General features: G+C 74.0%; 21 protein-coding genes. 8 read left to right on the forward strand and 13 right to left on the reverse strand.

The genetic code is table 11. The annotated features are described in order from the left end of the window. Positions 1-435: 435 nt before the first annotated feature. Together fabV and puuE are read left to right on the forward strand one after the other, a co-directional pair. The gene (gene fabV, locus ACZ518_RS06360) at positions 436-1650 is read left to right on the forward strand and encodes an enoyl-[acyl-carrier-protein] reductase FabV (protein WP_469111849.1); all 1215 of its coding nucleotides are present in this window, start codon (positions 436-438) and stop codon (positions 1648-1650) included. Between the two features lie 62 nt (positions 1651-1712). Next, positions 1713-2621 carry an allantoinase PuuE gene (gene puuE, locus ACZ518_RS06365; protein ID WP_469111850.1) on the forward strand — a complete coding sequence of 303 codons (909 nt, stop codon included), beginning with the start codon at positions 1713-1715 and terminating at the stop codon, positions 2619-2621. 75 nt (positions 2622-2696) lie between these two features. Here the strand turns inward: puuE and ACZ518_RS06370 are convergent, their stop codons facing one another. Both ACZ518_RS06370 and ACZ518_RS06375 read right to left on the reverse strand, forming a co-directional pair. Beyond that, positions 2697-2870 (reverse strand): hypothetical protein, encoded by a 174-nt coding sequence (locus ACZ518_RS06370; protein ID WP_469111851.1) that lies wholly within the window; start codon positions 2868-2870, stop codon positions 2697-2699. Positions 2871-2983: 113 nt separating this feature from the next. After that, a complete protein-coding gene (locus tag ACZ518_RS06375) occupies positions 2984-3895 on the reverse strand; it encodes a Rieske (2Fe-2S) protein (RefSeq protein ID WP_469111852.1) in 912 nt (303 codons plus the stop codon). Between the two features lie 182 nt (positions 3896-4077). On the opposite strand from ACZ518_RS06375, the gene budA reads away from it, so the two are divergent. Then, on the forward strand, positions 4078-4839 hold the full coding sequence (gene budA / locus ACZ518_RS06380; protein ID WP_469111853.1) for an acetolactate decarboxylase: 762 nt from the start codon (positions 4078-4080) through the stop codon (positions 4837-4839). Between the two features lie 39 nt (positions 4840-4878). Here budA and ACZ518_RS06385 read toward each other — a convergent pair whose 3' ends face one another. From ACZ518_RS06385 to ACZ518_RS06395, 3 genes are all read right to left on the reverse strand, one after another. Continuing rightward, positions 4879-5238: a subtilase-type protease inhibitor gene (locus tag ACZ518_RS06385; RefSeq protein WP_469112332.1), complete on the reverse strand. Its 360-nt coding sequence runs from the start codon at positions 5236-5238 to the stop codon at positions 4879-4881. A gap of 342 nt (positions 5239-5580) precedes the next feature. Beyond that, positions 5581-6396 (reverse strand): DUF4389 domain-containing protein, encoded by an 816-nt coding sequence (locus ACZ518_RS06390; protein WP_469111854.1) that lies wholly within the window; start codon positions 6394-6396, stop codon positions 5581-5583. A gap of 222 nt (positions 6397-6618) precedes the next feature. Beyond that, entirely contained in the window at positions 6619-7953 is a 1335-nt protein-coding gene (locus ACZ518_RS06395; protein ID WP_469111855.1) for a YhgE/Pip domain-containing protein, read from the reverse strand. Between the two features lie 138 nt (positions 7954-8091). Here ACZ518_RS06395 and ACZ518_RS06400 point away from each other — a divergent pair, with 138 nt between their 5' ends. After that, entirely contained in the window at positions 8092-8757 is a 666-nt protein-coding gene (locus ACZ518_RS06400) for a MerR family transcriptional regulator (RefSeq protein ID WP_469111856.1), read from the forward strand. A gap of 55 nt (positions 8758-8812) precedes the next feature. Here ACZ518_RS06400 and ACZ518_RS06405 read toward each other — a convergent pair whose 3' ends face one another. Beyond that, a complete protein-coding gene (locus ACZ518_RS06405) occupies positions 8813-9073 on the reverse strand; it encodes a hypothetical protein (protein ID WP_469111857.1) in 261 nt (86 codons plus the stop codon). Between the two features lie 224 nt (positions 9074-9297). After that, complete coding sequence (locus ACZ518_RS06410; protein WP_469111858.1) at positions 9298-9651, reverse strand: hypothetical protein; 354 nt, start codon at positions 9649-9651, stop codon at positions 9298-9300. Positions 9652-10009: 358 nt separating this feature from the next. Here ACZ518_RS06410 and rox point away from each other — a divergent pair, with 358 nt between their 5' ends. Next, a complete protein-coding gene (rox, locus tag ACZ518_RS06415) occupies positions 10010-11443 on the forward strand; it encodes a rifampin monooxygenase (protein WP_469111859.1) in 1434 nt (477 codons plus the stop codon). 113 nt (positions 11444-11556) lie between these two features. Here rox and ACZ518_RS06420 read toward each other — a convergent pair whose 3' ends face one another. Next, entirely contained in the window at positions 11557-12864 is a 1308-nt protein-coding gene (locus ACZ518_RS06420) for a ClC family H(+)/Cl(-) exchange transporter (RefSeq protein WP_469111860.1), read from the reverse strand. Positions 12865-12990: 126 nt separating this feature from the next. Next, positions 12991-13335 carry an ArsR/SmtB family transcription factor gene (locus ACZ518_RS06425; protein ID WP_469111861.1) on the reverse strand — a complete coding sequence of 115 codons (345 nt, stop codon included), beginning with the start codon at positions 13333-13335 and terminating at the stop codon, positions 12991-12993. Positions 13336-13483: 148 nt separating this feature from the next. Between ACZ518_RS06425 and ACZ518_RS06430 the strand changes: the two genes are divergently transcribed. Further along, on the forward strand, positions 13484-14482 hold the full coding sequence (locus ACZ518_RS06430; protein WP_469111862.1) for a zinc-dependent alcohol dehydrogenase family protein: 999 nt from the start codon (positions 13484-13486) through the stop codon (positions 14480-14482). Between the two features lie 64 nt (positions 14483-14546). Here ACZ518_RS06430 and ACZ518_RS06435 read toward each other — a convergent pair whose 3' ends face one another. Together ACZ518_RS06435 and ACZ518_RS06440 are read right to left on the reverse strand one after the other, a co-directional pair. Further along, complete coding sequence (locus ACZ518_RS06435) at positions 14547-14987, reverse strand: hypothetical protein (RefSeq protein WP_469111863.1); 441 nt, start codon at positions 14985-14987, stop codon at positions 14547-14549. Further along, complete coding sequence (locus ACZ518_RS06440) at positions 14984-15475, reverse strand: hypothetical protein (RefSeq protein WP_469111864.1); 492 nt, start codon at positions 15473-15475, stop codon at positions 14984-14986. Before ACZ518_RS06440 ends, ACZ518_RS06435 begins: the two co-directional genes overlap by 4 nt. 222 nt (positions 15476-15697) lie before the next feature. On the opposite strand from ACZ518_RS06440, the gene ACZ518_RS06445 reads away from it, so the two are divergent. Beyond that, a complete protein-coding gene (locus ACZ518_RS06445; protein ID WP_469111865.1) occupies positions 15698-16438 on the forward strand; it encodes an SDR family oxidoreductase in 741 nt (246 codons plus the stop codon). A gap of 236 nt (positions 16439-16674) precedes the next feature. Next, positions 16675-17649, forward strand: coding sequence for an LLM class flavin-dependent oxidoreductase (locus ACZ518_RS06450; protein WP_469111866.1), 975 nt, complete (start codon positions 16675-16677; stop codon positions 17647-17649). A gap of 12 nt (positions 17650-17661) precedes the next feature. Here the strand turns inward: ACZ518_RS06450 and ACZ518_RS06455 are convergent, their stop codons facing one another. Together ACZ518_RS06455 and ACZ518_RS06460 are read right to left on the reverse strand one after the other, a co-directional pair. After that, positions 17662-18726, reverse strand: a complete 1065-nt coding sequence (locus ACZ518_RS06455) for a chitinase (protein WP_469111867.1) — start codon at positions 18724-18726, stop codon at positions 17662-17664. Between the two features lie 93 nt (positions 18727-18819). Further along, positions 18820-19824, reverse strand: coding sequence for a BtrH N-terminal domain-containing protein (locus tag ACZ518_RS06460; RefSeq protein WP_469111868.1), 1005 nt, complete (start codon positions 19822-19824; stop codon positions 18820-18822). Positions 19825-19837: the final 13 nt, after the last annotated feature.

The raw sequence follows: 19837 nt of genomic DNA on the forward strand, positions 1-19837 counted from the left end.
GAGCGGATCACCGGGGCTCAGCGGTTCCGCCAACCCACCCCGTTTCCAAGAGCGTTGCCGGGCAGAACTGTACGGTGTCCTGGCGGGCGAGGGCCGGGGCCCGGTCGCGGAACCGTACGGCCGCCCCCACCGGCACCGCCACCACCAGCCCGTACAGGGGCAGTCAGCATCCGGGACGGCGCGCCGTGGTCCCGGCTGCCCTGCCGTACGGGGGCGCGGCCCCGCCCGGATGGCCCGCGCGGGGCGACGGGCGGAGCGCCCGGGCCGGACGAGCCGGACGAGGAGCGCGGCGGTGGTGGGAACACTCCAAGATCGACTCGTGATCGTTGTCCCCCTCCACGACTCCGTTCCGTAGCCCTGCTGTCGCAGACTTGCGGGACGCGGTGGCCGGTCGGCCGCCGCGTCCTTGTCCGGGCCGACCCAAGGACTGCCACCGTGACCGAGCGCGTTCTGACCCCCCGCAACCGGGGTTTCCTCTTCCTCGACTCCCACCCGGCGGGCTGCCGGCGGCTGGTGGAGGACATGTGGCAGGCGTGCCCCGCTCCCGCCGGCGCCCCGGAGGGCGACGGCCCGGTGGCGCTGGTCATCGGCTCCTCCGCCGGATACGGCCTCGCCGCCACCCTGGCCGGGCTCAAGCGGGCAGGGATCCGCGGGATCGCGGTCTCCTTCGAGAAGGCCCCCACGCATCGGCGTACCGCCACCGCCGGCTGGTACCGCACCGCCGCCACCGCCGACATCGCCCGCGCGGCCGGACGGGACCTGGTCTTCCTCAACGGCGACGCGTTCTCGGACGCGATGAAGGACCAGGTCGCCGAGCTGCTCGAGCGGCGCTTCGGCGGCCGGCTGGACTACCTGGTGTACTCGGTGGCCGCGCCCCGCCGCACCGACCCGGACACCGGTGCCGCGTACGCATCCGTCCTCAAGCCGATCGGCGGGGCGAACCGCACCAAGACCCTCGTCTTCGACGACCAGGGCGCTCCCGAGGTCCGGGAGGTCGAGACCGGGCCGGCCGAGGGCGACGACGTCGAGCAGACCGTCGCCGTGATGGGCGGCGCGGACTGGGAGCGCTGGATCGACCACCTCGCCGGACGGGGCCTGCTCGCCGAGGGCTTCGCCACCGCCGCGCTGTCCTACATCGGTTCGCCGCTGACGGCGGCGATCTACCGGCAGGGCACGATCGGCGCGGCCAAGGCGCACCTGGAGGCCACCGCCCGCACCCTGGACGAGCGCCTCGGCAAGACGGTGGGCGGGCGGGCCGTGACCTCCGTCAACGGCGCGGCCGTCACCCAGTCCTCCACCGCCATCCCCGGCATCGCCCTGTACACCGGCCTGCTGCGCGGGGTGCTCGGAGCGGACCTGGTCCCGCCGATCCGTCAGCTCGCCGCCCTGTGGGACCAGCTGACCGGCGCGGCCCCGCTCGCCCAGGACGACGAGGGCCGGGTCCGGCTGGACACCTGGGAGCTCACCGACGAGGTACAGACGGCCGTCGCCGAGCGCTGGGAGGCCGCCACGACCGGCACCATCGCGGGCCTCGCCGACCTCGACTGGTTCCGCGACGAGGTCCGGCGCCTGTACGGGTTCTCGGTCCCTGGCATCGACTACACCGCCGCCGTGGCCACCGACGTCCCCTGGCCCGCCCCCGCGCCCTGATCCGGGGACACGGCCCGGAGCGGTCCGGCGCTGCCGCCGGGCGGGGCGGTAGGGTGCGGCGCGTGTCGGAGCACCAGCGCGATCTCGTGGGCTACGGCGCCGTGCCGCCGCACGCCGCCTGGCCCGGCGGGGCGCGCGTCGCCGTCAGCCTCGTGCTCAACTACGAGGAGGGCGGCGAGCGCAACGTCCTGGAGGGCGACCCGGCGTCGGAGGGGTACCTCCACGAGATCGTCGGCGCGCCGCCGGTGGTGGGCGGGCGCGACCTGAACGCCGAGTCGATGTTCGCCTACGGGGCGCGGGCCGGGTTCTGGCGCATCCACCGCACGCTCGCGCAGCACGGCGCGCCGCTGACCGTCCACGCCGTGGGGCAGGCGCTCTCACGCAATCCGGACGCGGCGCGGGCGATGGGCGGCGCCGGCTGGGAGGTGGCGGGCCACGGCTGGCGCTGGACCGACTACCGCGACGTGCCCGAGGACACCGAGCGCGCCGAGATCGCGCGCTGTACCGCGACGATCGAGCGGCTCGTCGGCCGTCGTCCGGTCGGCTGGTACACCGGGCGGACGAGTCCCGCCACACGGCGCCTCGTCGCCGAGGAGGGAGGTTTCCTCTACGACTCCGACGACTACTCCGACGACCTGCCCTTCTACGTCGAGGCGGCCGGGCGCCCGCACCTCGTGGTGCCGTACAGCCTGGACGCGAACGACTTCAAGTTCCTGATCGTCCACGGCTTCACGACCGCCGACGACATGCTCGGCTACCTCGTCGACACCTTCGACGCCCTCCACGCGGAGGGCGCCGAACGGCCGCGGATGATGAGCGTCGGCCTGCACTGCCGGATCATCGGCCGGCCCGGGCGCATCCGCGCGCTCGACGGCTTCCTGCGGCACGTCGCGCGGCGCGGCGGGGCGTGGATCACCACCCGCGAACGCATCGCGCGCCACTGGCTGGCCTCGCACCCGCCGGCGGGCTGACGGCCCGCCGGCCGGTCGCGTGCGCGGGTGCGGGCCGGACGGGCGAGCCGCGGGCCCCGGCCGCTTCGCCCCGGGTCATTCGCCCCCGCCCCCGCCCCCGCCCCCGCCCCCGCCCCCGCAGGACGAGCCGCCGCCGCAGGAGTCACCGCCGCCCCACAGGGACTTGCGCCGCCGCGGCCGCTTGCGCCCCCACAGCACCTGGATGCCCACCACGAGGATGACGACCGCCATGGTCAGCACCGATTCCATCGTGCTCTCCGTTCCCTCTTCGTTCCCGCTTCGTTCGGTGCCGGCACGATGCCCTGCGCGGGGGCGGCCCCAACCCCGGGTTGAGCAACATCAGAGCTTCGGTCCGCCGGCGGTCAGCTCCCGGCGTGCGGACGGAGCAGGCGGGCCTCGACGCGGCCGTCGACCGTGCGGCATTCGAAGACCGGCTGGGGCGCGGTCGCGGGGCCGCTGACGTTCCAGCCGTCCGACAGGCGGAAGACGCTGCCGTGCCAGGGGCAGCGGACGCAGCCGTCGGCGATCTCACCGTCGAAGAGGGGGCCGGCCATGTGGGAGCACCGGCCGGCCAGCCCGTGGATCTCGCCCCCGGACTGCCGCACCACCAGTACGTCCACTCCGGCCAGCTCGGCCCGCACGGGCCGCCCCACGGGGAAGTCCGCGACGGCACCGAGCCGGCTCCAGCCCTCCGGCACGATGTGCGGGACAGCCTCCGCGTGGTTGGCCCCGGCCGCCTGGCGGTACGAGAGGTGTCCGCCCAGTGCGCCGCCGACGCCGACCGCGGCGAGGCCGGCGGCTCCGAGGAGCCTGCCCGGGGTGCTCCGGCCGCGCAGGCGCGCGGTGAGGGAGGCGGCGTAGAGCGACACGGCGGTGAGGTTCGCCGCGGCGTGGACGAGTCCGACCCGGGCCTGTTCGGGCGGCAGTTCCGCCCAGTCGGTCCACCCGGCGACCGCCGCCGGTGCGGCCGAGGCCAGGCCCACTCCGATCAGCACCTGCTGCTCGCGCCGCCGCCCGGGGAGGCAGTCCAGTACGGCGGCCGAGAGCCAGGCTCCGATGGGCAGCTGGACCAGCAGGGGATGCAGCGGGTGCCCGAGCGGAAGGCCGTGCAGTACGTCGCGGGCCCGGCCCAGCGGCACGGCGCGCACGGCCCCGCGGACGGCGGACGCGAGACGGTCGGGCGCGGACCAGTGCTCCAGCCGGTCCAGACCGGTGAGGAGCGGCCGCGACCAGGCGCGGGAGGTACTTCCTTTTGTCAAGGGTTGTCCGGTCATGGGCCGCGTCTACCCCGCCAGGCCGCGGTTCACCACCCGTGGGGGGCGCGGGGCCTCCCCGCAGGGGCGCGCACGCCCTCGCGGAGCCACGCGCGACCGCGTGCGCGCCGTTGTGACCGGGGTGGTGGTTCCCTACCGTGCTCGACGCGGGTCCGGCGTACGCACGGGAACCAGGGGGGCACATGACCGAACCGGAAGGAATCCCGCCGGGCGCGCCCCGGCCGAGGGGGAGGATCTTCCAGACCTCGACCATGACGGCCATGCTGGAGGGCGTCTACGAGGGCACGACCACCATCGCCGAGCTCCGCCGGCACGGGGACTTCGGCATCGGCACCTTCGACCGGCTCGACGGCGAGATGATCGTCCTCGACGGCCGCTGCTACCGTCTGCGCGCCGACGGGTCGGCCGGTGAGGCCGACCCGTCCACGCGTACGCCGCTCGCCGCGGTGACCTACTTCCACGGCGAGCACGACTGGCGGACGCGGGAGCCGCTCGACGCCGCCGGGCTGCGCGCGCTGATCGACGACCGGCTGCCGAGCCCCAACCACTTCTACGCCGTCCGCGTCGACGGGCACTTCGACCACGTGGTCACCCGGATGCTGCCCGAGCAGCACCGGCCCTACCCCCGGCTGATCGACGCGGTCGCGGGACAGGTCATCGCCACCCACACCGGCCTGCGGGGAACCGTGGTCGGATTCCGCAGCCCGGCGCACATGCTGGGGGTGGCCGCCAGCGGATACCACCTGCACTTCCTCTCCCGCTGCCGTACGCGCGGCGGGCACGCGTACGACTTCGTGCTGCGCTCCGGGCGGGTGCGGGTGGACGTGGGGTACGAACTGGTCCTGCACCTGCCGCGCACGGCCGACTTCGGCCGCGCGCGGCTCGGCCGGGGCGATGTCGCGGGTGAGATCGAGGCGGTGCTCCAGGGAGGCCCGAGGCCGTGACGGGGGTCCCGTCCGGGGCGCCTCCTGGCGGAGCGGGCGTCAGAACGCGAAGACGGCGTTGCCGTTGAGGGTGGCGTTCATGGCGCAGGTGTTGGAGAAGGTGTGCTTCCAGGCGACGCGGCTGCCCTGCCAGACGCCCTCCGCTGTGACGGTGACGGGCGCGTAGTGCATCGGGCAGGCGCGGTTGGTGTCGGGTGCGGCGAGCAGCCGGTCGAAGGTGCCGCCGGTGGAGTTCAGGGCCGTACAGGCGGCCTTGGGGTCGGGGTGGGTGCCCTGTGCGGTCGGCATGCAGCTGAGGGTGGCGGCACGCAGGACCGTGGCGGAGGCGTCGTCCCCCTGGGAGACGGAGAAGACCATCGCGGACGGGGCGTACAGGCTGGTGGGCTTGGCCTCCGCCATGCCGGTGGCGCCTGCCAGGCAGAGGAGGGCGGCGGCGGGGACGGCAGCGAAGCGGTAGCGCACGACAAGACTCACTTTCGATGTGAAGGTTGAGCACGACAATTACTTTCGTTGTCGGGCTCCGATGCGGCCGAGTCTGTCGGATGTGAAGGTGCACTGCATGTCGGCGGCCGATTTACGGACAGCTCGTTCGAATATCGGATAACGAATGGTCGTTCGGGCAGCTCAGGCGGGGTGCGGCGCTCCGTGTCCGGTCGGGAACGGGGGGTGAGGAGAGGCTTCTCCGGTGGAACGCGCGCCGCTGACCTGGTGTCGAGCGGCCCGCGTTCACCTGGAGGCCATTCAGCTTGTCCGGATCGCTGCGGTTCCCCTGCCCTCGAACCGGTCGTCGTCCCTGACCTGGACCTGGACCGTCGGGGAGGCGCACGCGACGAGGATCCCGAGTACGAGGAGGAGCACGATCAGCGCCTTCGCCGGCGTGCCGAGGAGCAGCGGGCGGGTGCCGGATCCCGGGCGGGGCCCGGATTCCGGGGCGGCGGCGGCCCCCGCGTCGCCGAACAGGCGCTTGGGGTACGCGGAGGTCAGCATCATCGTGTACGCCTGGTAGCGCATCCGGTAGCGCGCGACCGCCGCGACAGCGCCGAAGACGGGGGCGGGCATGCGCCCCAGCACGAGGGTGATCAGCCAGAACACCCAGCAGACGGCGCCCCAGCCGTACTGCAGCAGACCGGTCACGATCATCGCGGGGATCATCAGGACGAGGCGGAACAGGACGGCGGCCCGGTTCAGCGGGCCGGGGCGCAGCTCGATCCGGACCGGATGGCCGGGCGCCTCGAAGGAGAACGGCGGGTACCGGTCCACCAGCAGCATCGCGCTGGCCGTGACCCGGGTCTCGTACGCCAGGAACCCGCCGAGGAAGCGGGCGATGCCGTCGGGCAGGCGGCCCTGGACCAGGGCGGCGAACCAGCCGGCGATGGTCACGAAGAAGGCGGCGATGCCGAGGAGGGCCGTGACGATCAGCTGCGGCAGCAGCAGGAGCAGCCGCAGCAGGACCGTCCAGCGCCGCTGCCGGCCGGGCGGCGGAACGTCGAGCTCCGGCAGGTGTTCGCCCTGCGGGTGGCCGGCGTCCGGCGGGCGGGGGGTCCAGCCTGTGGTCATGGGGCGCTCCTGCCGTCGGTCGGGGCGCGCGGGCCGTGCCCGCCGACCGGTCCGGCCGGGCCTGGCCCGGCCTGGCCCGGCCTGGCCCGGAGGATGCGGAAAGGCGGGTTCCGCGCGTACGCCCTGTCAGGGGTACCGCGCGGAACCCGCCTTTCCAAGGATCCGGGCTGTGGCCGGCCGCCCGTTGCCCTGAAGGGCCCCTTCGGCGGCCGGCCGGACGCCTCAGGCCGTGGCGGGCGCCGGGGCCTCGGCGGCCGCGGGCGGCTCCGGGGTCTCGTCGGCGGCGGGCCGGGGGATGCGGTGCAGGCCCCGGCGGTCGTAGAGGCGGGTGACGGCGAAGCCGAAGAGCAGCGCGGCGACGAGGGCGATCCCCATCGCGGTCCATGCCCGGGTCAGGCCCGCGTCGGCCTGGGCCCCGTAGAAGAGCAGGGAGCGCAGTCCCTCGGTGATCTGGCGCAGCGGCTCGAACTCGGCGAGGCCGCGGAAGAAGCCGGGCAGCGCCTGGAGGGGCACGGTGGCGCCGGAGGAGGGGACGGCCATGGCGATGAAGACGATGGTGGCCAGCAGCATGCCGGGGGTGCCGAATGCGGCGAACAGGGCGAGACCGCCGATGCCGACGACCGCGATGGTGGCGACCGAGTACAGCCACAGCAGGCCCAGGTGGGAGGCGTCCATGTCGAGGATGCCGACGGTGGCGACCTCGACCAGGGTCCCCATGATCACCGATATGCCGAGCATGAGCGCCATGCCGACGGCCAGGGTGCGGACGCGGCTGGTGTGCTGGACGGGTTCGCGCTTGCGGACCGGGCCGTAGTCGGTGTGCAGGTAGCCGAGCGCGGTGTCGACCTGGGAGTTGACCAGGTTGGCGCCGAGCATGCCGCAGACGACCAGGACCAGGGCGTAGTAGAAGGCGCTCAGGCCCATGGCGCTGCGGGAGCCGACGGGGTGGCCGTCGGCGACGGTCACCGTCACCGGGTCGGCCAGCTTGAGCTGGGCGGCCGTCGGCAGCGGGGCCTTCTGGGCCGCGGCCTGCTTGAGGAGCTCCTGGCCCATCTGGGCGGAGGCCGCGTGGGCCGCCTTCTGGGCGGCCTGGGAGGACATGGAGGAGCCGATGCTGCCGGCGGACTGGTTGGTCAGCACCGTGATCGTCGGCGGGGCGGGCTTGCCCTGGGCCGGGGGCTGCGGGGCGGCGAGCGCGGTCACCGTGGCGGAGAACTCCCGCGGGATGACGAGGGCGCCGAAGACCTTGCCGCTGCCCAGCCGCTTGTCGGCCTCCTCGCGGCTGACGAGCTGCCAGTCGATGCTCTTGTCGCCCTCGGCGGCCTTCTCGATGCCCGAGACGACCTGCTCGCCGAGGTTGACGCGGCGGCCGCCCGAGTCCGCGCCCGCGTCGGCGTTGACCAGGGCCACCGGCAGGTCGCGCAGGTTCCCTCTGGGGTTGACGTTGCCGCCCACGTAGAGCAGGGCGAACAACATCGAGACCACTGCGGCGATGAGTCCCGTACCGATCCACAGCGTGGGTCGGCGGAGCACGGAGGGTGGCGTGGGGTGAGGCATCGATTCTCCGGTGCGGCTGCGATTCCTGAGTTGGATACTTCTGGTATCCAGTGACTGGATACTGGCAGTATCTTGTTGTGGTGTCCAATCGCCGCTGCCGGACACCGGACCGGACCGCATGACCAGCAGGGAAGCCGTATGAAGATCTCGGAGCTCAGCCGCCTCACCGGCGTGCCGGTCGCCAGCATCAAGTACTTCCGGCGGCAGGGCCTGCTCCCGGCCGGACGCGCGACGGCCGCGACCCTGGCGGAGTACGGGGAGGAACACGCGGAGCGGCTGCGGCTGATCAAGGCCCTGACCACGCTCGGCGGCCTGTCCATCGCCGCCACCCGCGACGTGCTCGGGGCCGTGGACCAGGCCCAGAGCACCGAGGGCGCCCTCGGTGCGATCAGCTACGCGCTCCCGGTGCCGGTGGCCTCCCAGGGCCCTGAGGGCGACGAGGAGGAGACCGACGCCGACGAGGCCGCCGGGGCGGAGGTAGCGGAGCTGCTCGCCTCCCTGGACTGGCGGGCGCCCGGCACGTCACCGCACGTGAAGGGGCTGACGGCGGCGCTCAAGGAGTTGCGCCGGCTGGACGCCCAGTACGCCCCGGGCGAGCTGGCCGCCTATGCGCGGCTGGCCGAGTCGGTGGCCCGGCTGGACCTGGAGCGGGCGTCCTGCCTCGACGAGCCGGTGGCCCTCGCGGAGCGGGCCGTCATCGTCTTCGCGATCTGCGCCCCGGTCTTCGAACTGCTGCGCCGCCTCGCCCAGGAGGACCAGGTCCGTCGCCGCCTCCCGGACGACGCCCCCGAGTCCGCCCGCTAGGCCCGGCTGTCGTCCGGGGCCCGCAGTGACGGCGCGGACCCCGGTGCCGGGGCGGCTATTCGGTGGTGGGTTTCCGGGCCAGGGCCTTGGCGACGGTCGCCGTACTGAGCCTGGTGGCCCGTACCAGCTCGTCGCGGCCGACGCCGCGGCGGCTCGCCGCGCGCATGGCCGCGTTCCGCAAGGCCACGTCCGGACGGAAGCGGTGGCGGGCGAACCGGTGCTGCACGACTCCGGCGAACCGGGTCAGGAGGCGGCCCTGCCACGCGGTGATGAGCTGCTTGCGAGGGGTGGGGAGCGGTGTTGCCGGTGCTGCCAAGGGGCGTCCCTTCGGTCGACGTCTGCACTGTCGACGGTGACGGCAGCACCGGCCGGCGGCCAGAGCGCGAACAAGCCGCCCGCGGCGGGACGGAAGGAACGCCGTGGGGCGCGGCACGCCTCAGGGGGCGCTCCTCGCCGCCGTTCGCCACTCGGGGCGTGGCGCGGGGGCGCCGCCGGGGGCCTGGGGGCCCGCCGGCGGCTCCGGGGGCGGCTGGGCCGGGGTCAGATGGTGACGCAGATGCCGTCCTCGATGGTGCGGCCGTCGCGCTCCAGGCCGCCGCAGACGAGCTTCGCGCCCGCCTGCTCGTAACCCACCTCCCACCGGTGCGAGGCAGCGTTGACCCTCGGGCCGTGGAAGCCGCCCCAGTAGGAGCGCAGCGTGCCCGGCAGGCCGTCCTTGGTCTGGACGGTGATGTCCTGGACGAAGCGGTTGTGGTGGGCGGTCATCACGCAGATGTACTTCCCGCATTGGCTGTCGACCCCGCTGGGACGCGCGCCGGCGGGAGTACCGGCGGTGAGCGCCAGGGTGACTCCGGTTGCCAGGGTCGCGGCAAGGTACCGCAGGCGGTTGTTCATGGAAAAGCCGTCTTTCTTTCTGTCGCTCTGTCGCTGCCCGGGGAACGCCGGCGGGCGGCGGTGACCGTCGTGCCCGCGGGGGCCGTTCTTGATCACGGTCCGGTTGTAACGACCCGCGGCCGTACGGGGACAGGGCCCGAAGGGGGAACTCACCCGTGTGGGCTAACGCGTTCACCTGGCGAAACGCCACTGCACCGGCAGGGCGGAGACAAAAAAAGAAAGGCAAGGAGTCACCCGCTCCTCGCCACTCTCAACTTATAGCGCACCGGGGGGCTTGCGGCAAGGCCCCGGGCCCGTCGCAGAATGGGCGGCCGAAATCCAGAACCTGCGGAGAAATCTCGTTGAACGGGTGTTTTTCATGATTGACGTGATCATTGCGGGCTGCGGACCGACCGGCCTGATGCTGGCCCGCGAACTGCGGTTGCACGGAGTGCGCGTGCTCGTGCTGGAGAAGGAGGCGGAGCAGCCCCGGCAGTCCCGTGCACGCGGCCTCCACGCGCGCAGCATCGAGCTGATGGACCAGCGCGGTCTGGTGGAGCCGTTCCTGGCCCACGGCGAGAAGTTCACGGTGGGCGGCTTCTTCGCCGGGATCGGCACGTCGTGGCCGGACGGGCTCGACACCACGCATTCGTACGTGCTCTCCATCCCCCAGGCGGTCACGGAGCGCCTGCTCACCGGGTACGCCACCGAACTCGGCGTCGAGATCCGGCGCGGCCGCGAGCTCGTCGGGCTGAGCCAGGACGAGGAGGGGGTGACCGTCGGACTGGCGGACGGTACGCGGCTGCGCTCGCGCTACCTCGTCGGCTGCGACGGCGGCCGCAGCACGGTACGCGGGCTGCTGGGCGTCGGCTTCCCCGGTGAGTCCAGCAGGGTCGAGACGCTGCTCGCCGATGTGGAGCTGACCGCGTCACCGCAGACGCTGGCCGCCGTCGTCGCCGAAGTCCGCAGGACCCAGACGCGGTTCGGCGCCATCCCCGAGGGGGACGGGGTGTACCGGATCGTCGTGCCCGCCGAGGGGGTGGCCGAGGACCGTACGGTCCCGCCGACCCTCGATGAGCTCAGGCGGCAGCTGACGGCGTACGCCGGCACCGACTTCGGTGTGCACTCGCCGCGCTGGATCTCCCGCTTCGGCGACGCGACACGGTTGGCCGAGCGGTACCGGACCGGCCGGGTGCTGCTGGCCGGCGACGCCGCGCACGTCCATCCGCCGACCGGCGGGCAGGGGCTCAACCTGGGCCTCCAGGACGCGTTCAACCTCGGCTGGAAGCTCGCCGCCGAGGTGGCCGGCTGGGCACCGGAAGGGCTGCTGGACACCTATCACGCCGAGCGGCACCCGGTGGCGGCCGAAGTACTGGACAACACCCGCGCGCAGATGGAGCTGATGTCCACCGAACCGGGTCCCCGGGCGGTGCGCCGGCTGCTGGCGGAACTCATGGAGTTCGAGGAGGTGAACCGCCGCCTGATCGAGAAGATCACGGCGATCGGGGTCCGCTACGACCTCGGCGAGGGCCACGAACTGCTCGGCAGGCGGCTGCGGGACGTCCGGCTGGAGCGGGGCCGCCGCCTCTACGAGCTGACGCACGGCGGCCGCGGGCTGCTGCTCGACCAGACCGGCCGGCTCTCGGCCGCGGGCTGGGCGGACCGGGTCGACCACGTCGTGGACGTCAGCGGCGAACTGGAGGTGCCCGCCGTCCTGTTGCGTCCGGACGGCCATGTCGTGTGGGCCGGTGAGGACCCGCGGGAGCTGCCGGACGCGCTCACGAAGTGGTTCGGAGCCCCCGCGGCCGGCTGAGCAGGCGCGCGCCGACGGCTCGGCGGGCGGGCGCCCACCCGCCCGCGGGGCGGCGCGCATGCACAGTGCCGCCTCCCCGAGGGGGTTTCCGGCGACGGTCACCCTCCGCCGGCTCAGGGCCGCTCCAGCATCCGGCGCCGCAGGCTGTCGTAGACGGGGTCGCTCTCCAGCATGTCCGCGGCCAGTGTCGCGGCGAAACAGGCGACCAGCAGCGGCAGGACGAGCGAGGTGGCACCGGTCATCTCCAGGACCAGCACGACGCCCGTGAAGGGCGCCCGTACGACGCCCGCGAACAGGGCGGCCATCCCGACCGCCGCGAACGCCCCCGGGCCGGCCGCCCCGGCCGGCAGCAGCGGCGCGGTGGCCGCGTGCGCGATGGCCCCCCACAAGGCTCCCAGGGCCAGCAGCGGGGCGAACAGCCCGCCCGGGGTCGCGGCCGCGTAGCTGAGCGGGCCCGCCACGAACCGGACGGCGAACCAGCCCGCCAGTGCCGCCACGGCGGGCACCTCGCCCGCCAGCAGGCCCTCGCTCAGCGGGTCGCCGCCCCCGGCCAGCAGCGGATCGTACGCCATGAGCAGGCCGACGAGGGCCCCGATGACCGCGGCCCGGACCACGAGCGGCACCCGGGTGAGCCGGTCGCACACCGCCAGCGTCCCCACGACCAGTCCGCTGTAGGCCGCGCCCAGCACCCCGGCCACCGCGCCGAACAGCAGGAAGACGGGCAGCGTCCAGACCGGTGGGACCGGCGTCGGCGCGACCGGGAACACGGGTGCGTCGCCCACCAGGAACCGGGAACAGGCGAGCGCCGAAGCGGTGCCGATGAGGGTGAGCAGCACCAGGCGGGGCCGGACCGTGCGGGTCACTTCCTCGCAGACGAACAGCAGCCCGCCGAGGGGCGCGGTGAAGGCGGTGGCCAGGCCGGCGCCGCCGAGCGCGGTGTGCAGCTGCCGGGCGTCGTCGGCGTCCAGCCGGGTGAGGCGGCCCGCGCCGGACCCGATCGAGGCCCCCATGTGCACGATCGGGCCCTCCCGGCCGAGCACCAGGCCGGAGCCGATGGCGATGAGGCCGCCGAGGAACTTCGCGGGCAGCAGCCACAGCGAGCGGGGTCCCGGTTCGGCCTCCTCCCGCCATACGGCCTCCACGTGCTGGATGCCGCTGCCCGCGGCGTGCGGGACCCGCCGGGCGATCGCGCAGGCCACCGCGGCGCCTGCCGCGGCGAGCGCCACCGGGATCAGCCAGCCCGGGCCGTCGAGTCCGTCGGCTGCCTCCAGCAGACTGCCGCGCAGCTCGGCGGCGCGTTCCAGGCACCGGCGGAACGCGCCGCCGACCAGCCCCACCAGGGCGCCGGCCGGCACCGCGATCAGGTAGGCCCGATACCCCTGCGGGGCGCGCCCGGGCGGGCCGGGCCGAGGACCGGGCATGCGCTGCCTCCCCACCGAGCCGTACGGGACGTCGTCCGAGCCTGGACCCGTCGGGCGCCCGGGCCGGCGAAGCTCGCCGGGCGCGCGCCCCGCAGGCGCCCGACCGGACGAAGCGGAGCTCGGCCGTCAGGGCCGCTCCGGGCCGCCGATCAGCGCCCGCAGCAGGCCGGGGAAGGCCTCGTCCACCTCTTCGCGGCGCAGGGCGTTCATCCGGGAGGTGCCCACGTAGTACTGGCGGATCAGGCCCGCGTCGCGCAGCACGTGGAAGTGGTGGGTGGCGGTGGACTTGCCGACCGGCAGGTCGATGGTGCCGCAGGCCAGGTCCTGCCGGGCGTGGTACAGCTCGCCGACGATCCTTCGCCGCACCGGGTCGACCAGGGCTTCGAGCACCTGCTGGAGGCCGATGGTGTGGATGTCCGGGTGTTCCGGGACGCGGTCCCCCCGGCTGCCGCCCCGTCGTGCTGCCGCCATCCGTCCGCCGACCTCCCGTACTCGTCCCGCCTTCGACCGCCGCAAAAGTACCACCGTCATCGAACTTTGACAGCTGTCGAACTTTCAGATTGGGTGGGGCCACGGCGGTGCGGCCCGCGTGCCGGCGTCGATCGGAGGGGGAGGTGCCATGACCGCGACGGTGCGGTTCCACGAGTACGGCGGCCCGGAGGTACTGCGGATCGAGGACGTGCCGGTCGGTGAACCCGGCCCCGGCGAGCTGCTGGTCCGGGTCGACGCGATCGGCGTCAACCGGGCCGAGGTGCTGTTCCGCGGCGGCCACTACATCGAGCCGGCCAAGGAGTTCCCCGCCCGGCTCGGTGCCGAGGCGGCGGGGGTGGTCGAGGCGGCCGGTGCCGGGGTGACCGGGTTCGAGGCCGGTCAGCCGGTCAGCGTGGTGCCGGCGTTCTCCATGAACGACTACGCCGTCTACGCGGAGCGCGCCATCGTCCCGGCGGCCGCGGTCGTGCACCGTCCGGCCGGGCTCGGCGCGGTCGAGGGGGCGGCGGTGTGGATGCCCTTCGTCACGGCGTACGGGGCGCTGGTCGAGGTCGGCGGGATGCGGGCCGGTGACACGGTGGTGCTCACCGCCGCCTCCAGCAGCGTCGGCCTCGCCGCGATCCAGGTCGCCCGGCGGGTGGGCGCGGTGCCGGTCGCCACGACGCGCAGCCGTGCGAAGAGGGAGGCCCTGCTCGCGGCGGGGGCGGCGGAGGTGATCGTCACCGACGAGGAGCGCGTCGCCGACCGGGTGCTCGCCCTGACGGCCGGCCGGGGCGCGGAGTTCGTCTTCGACGCCGTGGCGGGACCCGGCGTGGTGGACCTGGCCAGGGCGGTCGCCCCCGGGGGCACGCTCTTCCTGTACGGGGCGGTGAGCGGGCTGCCGACTCCGTATCCCGGTTTCGAACTCGGCATGCCCGCGCTGAACATGCGCACGTACACGATGCACGAGACGACCAGGGACCCCGGTCGGCTGCGCCGGGCGGAGGCGTTCGTCACCTCCGGCCTGGAGGCCGGGGCCTTCCGGCCGGCGGTGGACCGCGTCTTCCCCCTGGGCGAGATCGCCGAGGCGCACCGCTACATGGAGTCGGGCGCGCAGATCGGAAAGATCGTCGTCGAGGTCGGCCACTGACGCCGCGGCGGCGGGGGCCCCTCCGGACGGTGCGGCGCGGCCGCGCCCTCGCGGTAGCGTGGGGTCAGTCCGTCGCAGCCCATTCCTCCGGGGTGAGCGCCCTGGCGTCGGGGTAGTGCCGTCGGATCTCGCGCAGCACCCACGCCTCGGCCGTGCGCACGTCCCAGCTCGTGCCGTCGAACTCGCGCAGGGTCAGAACCGGTTGGCCCCCCGAGTGGCCTTCGAAGTCCGCGTCGACCGACTGCAGGTGGGCGCCGTCCATGGCCAGCAGGTCGAGGGTGGGGATTCCCGCTGTCGCCGCGGCCGTCTCCATCCCGGCGAGCGAGGGGTGTGGCGGGCCGTCGGGGAAGCGGGCCTTCCAGGTCAGGGCGAGTCCTCGGCTGCCCAGCCGGACCAGGAGCTCGGCCAGGGTGACGTAGCGCCGGCCGGCCGGGCCGTCCGGGTGGAGGGGGCCCTCCCGCCAGGCGGCGAAGGACAGGATCCGCGTGTGCTCCACGGGGGTCACGCGGTCTGCTTGTCGAGGAATTCGAGGTAGAAGCGGCTGCGGTCCGGAACCTCCGCGCGCGCGGGCGGGACGCCGAAGACCGCGTGGACCCCGGCGGGCCGGGTGGTGACGGCCGACTGTTCGTCGAAGGTCAGGACCGGGTTGGTCCGGTGCCGGCAGCCGGCGGTGTCGAGGGCGGCGATGAAGTCCTCGCGCAGGACGGTCGCCGCGTACGCGCCCGCGTCCGGCAGTACGCGGGGCGGCAGCCTGACCGTCGAACCGGGGTCGAGCCGTATCGAGATGCCGCTGACGTGGCGCCGGGTGACGACGAGTTCCAGCCCGCCCCAGATGTACGGGTACCCGTCGAAGTCCGGGCCCTTCATCCGGATCTGGGGGTGCGGGCGGCCCGGGCCGAGGATCTCCTCGGCTCCGGCGAGGGGCATTCCGCAGTGGAGCGGGCCGACCCTGCCGGTCACGGCGAAGTCGAGGAGCACGGTCGTCAAGGTCACGACGCTGACTGTCGCAGCTCCGCCGGGGACGCGCACGTCAAATACGGCGCGGGGGGCCGGGCCGGCCCTGGGGGGTGTCCGCACAGTGGCTCCGTCCGCCCGCAGGACGCGTACCGGCGCGATCGGCATGGCCGGATCCCGGCGTTCGCCGCGGGCGTTGCGGGTGTTCTGGATCTTGTGTTACGTTTTTTATGTAACGACCACTACAGAAAGGGGCTCCTCATGGGCAAGAACGCGCTCGTCACCGGCGGCAGTCGGGGAATCGGCCGGGCCATCGCCGAGCGGCTGGCGGCGGACGGGGTCACCGTCGTGCTGACCTACGCCAACGACGAGGCCGCCGCGCGGGAGACCGTCGAGCGGATAGCCGAGGAGGGCGGCCGGGCCTTCGCGCTGCGGGCCGAGCTCGGCCGGCACGGGGACGCGGCCGCGCTCTGGGCCGCGTACGACGGACTCGGCCTGGACGGCGTCGACATCATCGTGAACAACGCGGGCATCGGACTGCCCTCCCCGCTGGGCGAGGTCACCGAGGAGGGCTTCGACCGGGTCTTCGCGGTCAACGTACGGGCCCCGTTCTTCGTCGTGCAGGAGGCCCTGGGCCGGCTGCGCGACGGCGGCCGGGTCATCAACGTCTCCAGCGGCGCCGCCCGGCTCGCGATGCCCGAGATCCTGGCCTACGGGGCGACGAAGGGCGCCCTCGACACGCTGACCCTGAACCTCGCCAAGGCCCTCGGCTCCCGGGGCGTCACCGTGAACTCGGTCGCCCCCGGCATCGTCGACACCGACGTCAACGCCGGCTGGCTGCGCGGCAACCCGGAGGCCGAGGCGCACGCGGCCTCCCTCGCCGCGCTCGGCCGGGTCGGACAGCCGCGGGACATCGCGGACGTCGTGGCCTTCCTCGCCTCGGACGCCGGGCGCTGGGTCACCGGCCGCGTCGTCGACGCGACCGGTGGGGCCGGGCTGTAGGGCCTCAGCCGCGCCGGGCGCGCAGCGCCCGGAACGCCGCGCAGGGGCGGCGGTCAGGACGAGCAGGAGGGCGGTCTCGATCACCCGAGCGGCCGGCATCTTGTCGCCGGGTACCAGCAGACCCGGGCGCAGGGCCTGTTCGCTCTGCGGGAGTACCACCGCCGTCAACCTCCGCCGGTGGCGCAAAAGGGATTGCCGCGGACCTCGCCGGGGCGGCCGGTCCCTATGCTGGCGGCATGATCGACATACCCCTCTCCGCACTCGAAGTCGCGATGGTCCAGACCGGCACCCGGGCCGTGGACACCCTGCGGGACACCGCGGCCTTCGCGCAGGAGCTGGAACGGCTGGGCTACCACCGGGTCTGGTACGCCGAGCACCACCACTCCCCCGCGATCGGGGCGTTCCCGCCGGTCGTGCTGACCGCGCACGCCGCGGCGTCCACCTCGGTGATCCGGCTGGGTTCGGGCGGCGTGCTGGCCCCCAACCACGCGCCCATCACCCTGGCCGAGCAGTTCGGGACGCTGGCCGCACTGCACGAGGACCGCATCGACCTGGGCGTCGGCCGCGGCCCCGGCACCTTCGACGAGGGCATCGCCCGCGCCCTGCGCCGCGGAGCGGGACCCACGACGGACGCCGAGTACCGGGAGGACGTGGCCGCGGTCCTGTCCTTCCTCGTGGAGGAGGTCGCGCTCGGCCCCCTGCCGGAGCCATGGCTGCTCGCCTCCAGCCCCGCCGGGGCCGCGCTCGCCGCGGAACTGGGACTGCCGGTCGCCGTCGCCCACCACATCCGGCCGGAGAACACCGGCGCGGTCCTGGAGCACTACCGGGCCGCGTTCACCCCTTCCCGCTGGTGCGCGCGGCCCCGGGTGCTGCTGTGCGTGGAAACGGTGTGCGCGGAGACGGAGGAGGAGGCCCAGCGGCTGGGCGGCCCGATGAACGTCGTCAAGGCGGGGCTGCTCAAGGGGATCAGCGACATGCCCTTCCCCACGCCCGAGGAGGCCGCCGCCCACCCCTTCACGGAACAGGAGCGGCAGGCGCTGGCCGGCTTCCGCGGCCGGCAGGCCGTCGGCACCCCCGAGACCGTCGTACGCCGGCTCGCCGAGCTGGCCGGCGAGACCGGTGCGGACGAGCTGATGCTGACCACGCCCGTCTACGACTTCCGCGACCGGGTCCGCTCGTACGAGCTGGTCCGCAAGCAGCTGGGCGCCTGAGGGGCCGCGCCGTCAACGGCCCTGGAGCGCCCTGACGTTGTCTCCGAAGGTCCAGTTCCGGGATCCGTCCCAGTTGAGGGACCAGGTCATCAGCCCCTTGAGCCGGCCGCCGTAGGGGTTCCAGGCCTGGGCGACCGGCCCGGGCGCCATGTATCCGCCGCCGGCGCCCGGCTGGGCCGGAAGCCCGGGGACCTGCTTGTCGTAGGGCACCCTGACCGTGGTGCCCTGGACCACGAGACCGCGGTCGAGGCAGTCGGTCTGCGCCGTGAACCCGGCGACGGTCCCGGCGGAGTAGGAGTCTCCCGAGCAGCCGTACATGCTGCCGTTGTAGTACTGCATGTTCAGCCACCACAGCCGGCCGTTGTCGGCGTACTTCTTGACGACGGGCAGGTACGCGCCCCAGATCGAGCCGTACGCCACGCTGCCGCCGGTGACGTAGGCGGTCTCGGGGGCCATCGTCAGGCCGAATCCGGCCGGCATCCGGTCGAGCACGCCGTCGATGATGCGGATCAGATTGGCCTGGGACGGGGAGAGCCGGGTGATGCTGCCTGAACCGACGAGGCCGGTCTCGATGTCGATGTCGATCCCGTCGAAGTTGTACTTCTCGAGGATGGGGACGATCGTCGCCACGAAGCGGTCGGCGACGGCGGCCGAGTTGAGGTCGATGCCGGCCGCCGCGCCGCCGATGGACATCAGGACGGTCAGGCCGTCCTGTTTGGCCTGGCACATCTCGGCGGGGGTGGGCACCTTCACGGTGCTGTCCATGCCGTCCTCCCACAGGACGGTGCCGTCGGAGCGGATGACGGGGAAGGCCGCGTTGACCACGTTGTAGCCGTGGGCTCGGATGCGGCCGTCGGTGACGGGGATCCAGCCGAGGGGCGGGTGGACGCCGTTCGCGGCGCCGTCCCAGTTCTCCCAGTACCCCTGGAGGACCTTGCCGGCCGGCTTCGGCCGCACCGCGCAGGTGTCGGGCGCGCGCGGCCCGGGGGGCTCGGCCGCGGCCGCCGCGGGTAACTGCGTGAGGCACGCGGCGAGTCCGAGGCCGAGGCCGAGCAGGCGGATGGTGCGACGGATCATGGGGGTGCTCCCTTCGTCCGTTCGCGCCGGAAGTGGCGCGCCACCACGTAGGGTTGGTCCAGACCATCCGTCCGTCAAGGGTGTGCGGGGCCCCTACTTCTCCAGCGCCCGTACCGCTTCGCGCTCCAGTTCCACGCAGCGGTCCACGCGCTCCGCGCACGCGTCGAACAGCGCCCGCCGCTCCGGCGCGCCCGCCTCCGGGTCGGCGTCCCGGGCGAGCAGGGCCAGCTCCGCCCAGTGGCCGGCGGACTCCCGGAAGAGTCCGGCGGCCTCCGGGCGGCCGACGAGGTCGAGGAAGTCGGCGTACAGCGGCCGGGTCGCGCCCGGGGCGGTCCACTCCTCCTCCAGGGAGGCGTAGAGCCGCCCGGTGCCGGCCCGGAGCGCCTCGGGCGAGCTGCCGAACCGCCGCTCCCAGCCCGTCTTGGTGGTGGCGTCGCGCAGCTCGGCGGCGAGCTTCTCCATGCCGGTGAAGCCGAAGTTCACGTCGAAGGCGTTGCCGAGGACCGCCCCGGTGAGGTGCGTGACGGTGGAGGCGATCGCCCCGGCCACGTCCGGTTCCCCCTCGGCCGGCCCGGTGGGGACGATCAGCTGGTGGCGGCCCTTGCGGTGGGCGGTCCAGGCGGCGCCGAACTCCTCGCGGCCGATCCGGTACGGGGTCTGCGCGCCGTCCTCGATCAGCAGGTCGTCGCCGTCGTACCCGGCGATGACGACGGTGTACGGGTCGGTGCCGGTCATCTCGGCGTCCGGGTCGGGCGCGTGCCAGGGCAGGGAGGAGCGGTCGACCACGCAGAACGCGGGCTGCCCCCCGTCGAGCGCGGCGCGCACCCGGCCCCAGCGGGGGTTCATCGCGCGGGTGGCCTCGTACGGGACCCCGAGGCGGCCGAGCGCGACCTGCACCCAGGGCTCGGGGTGGGCCTGGGCCACGATGGTGAGGATGGGCAGGCGTCCCTCGTACTCGAAGACGAAGTACATGAAGCCGATGCCCCCGGCGAGGCCGGCCACGAGCTCCTCGTCGTGGACACTGCCCAGGGCGTGCCTGATCAGCGAGGCCTCGCGGTGGCGGCCGGTGCCGAAGTCTTCGTAAACGAGCACAGTCATGGGGTGAGCCTAA

It is taken from the genome of Streptomyces sp. NPDC033966 (assembly GCF_055575955.1).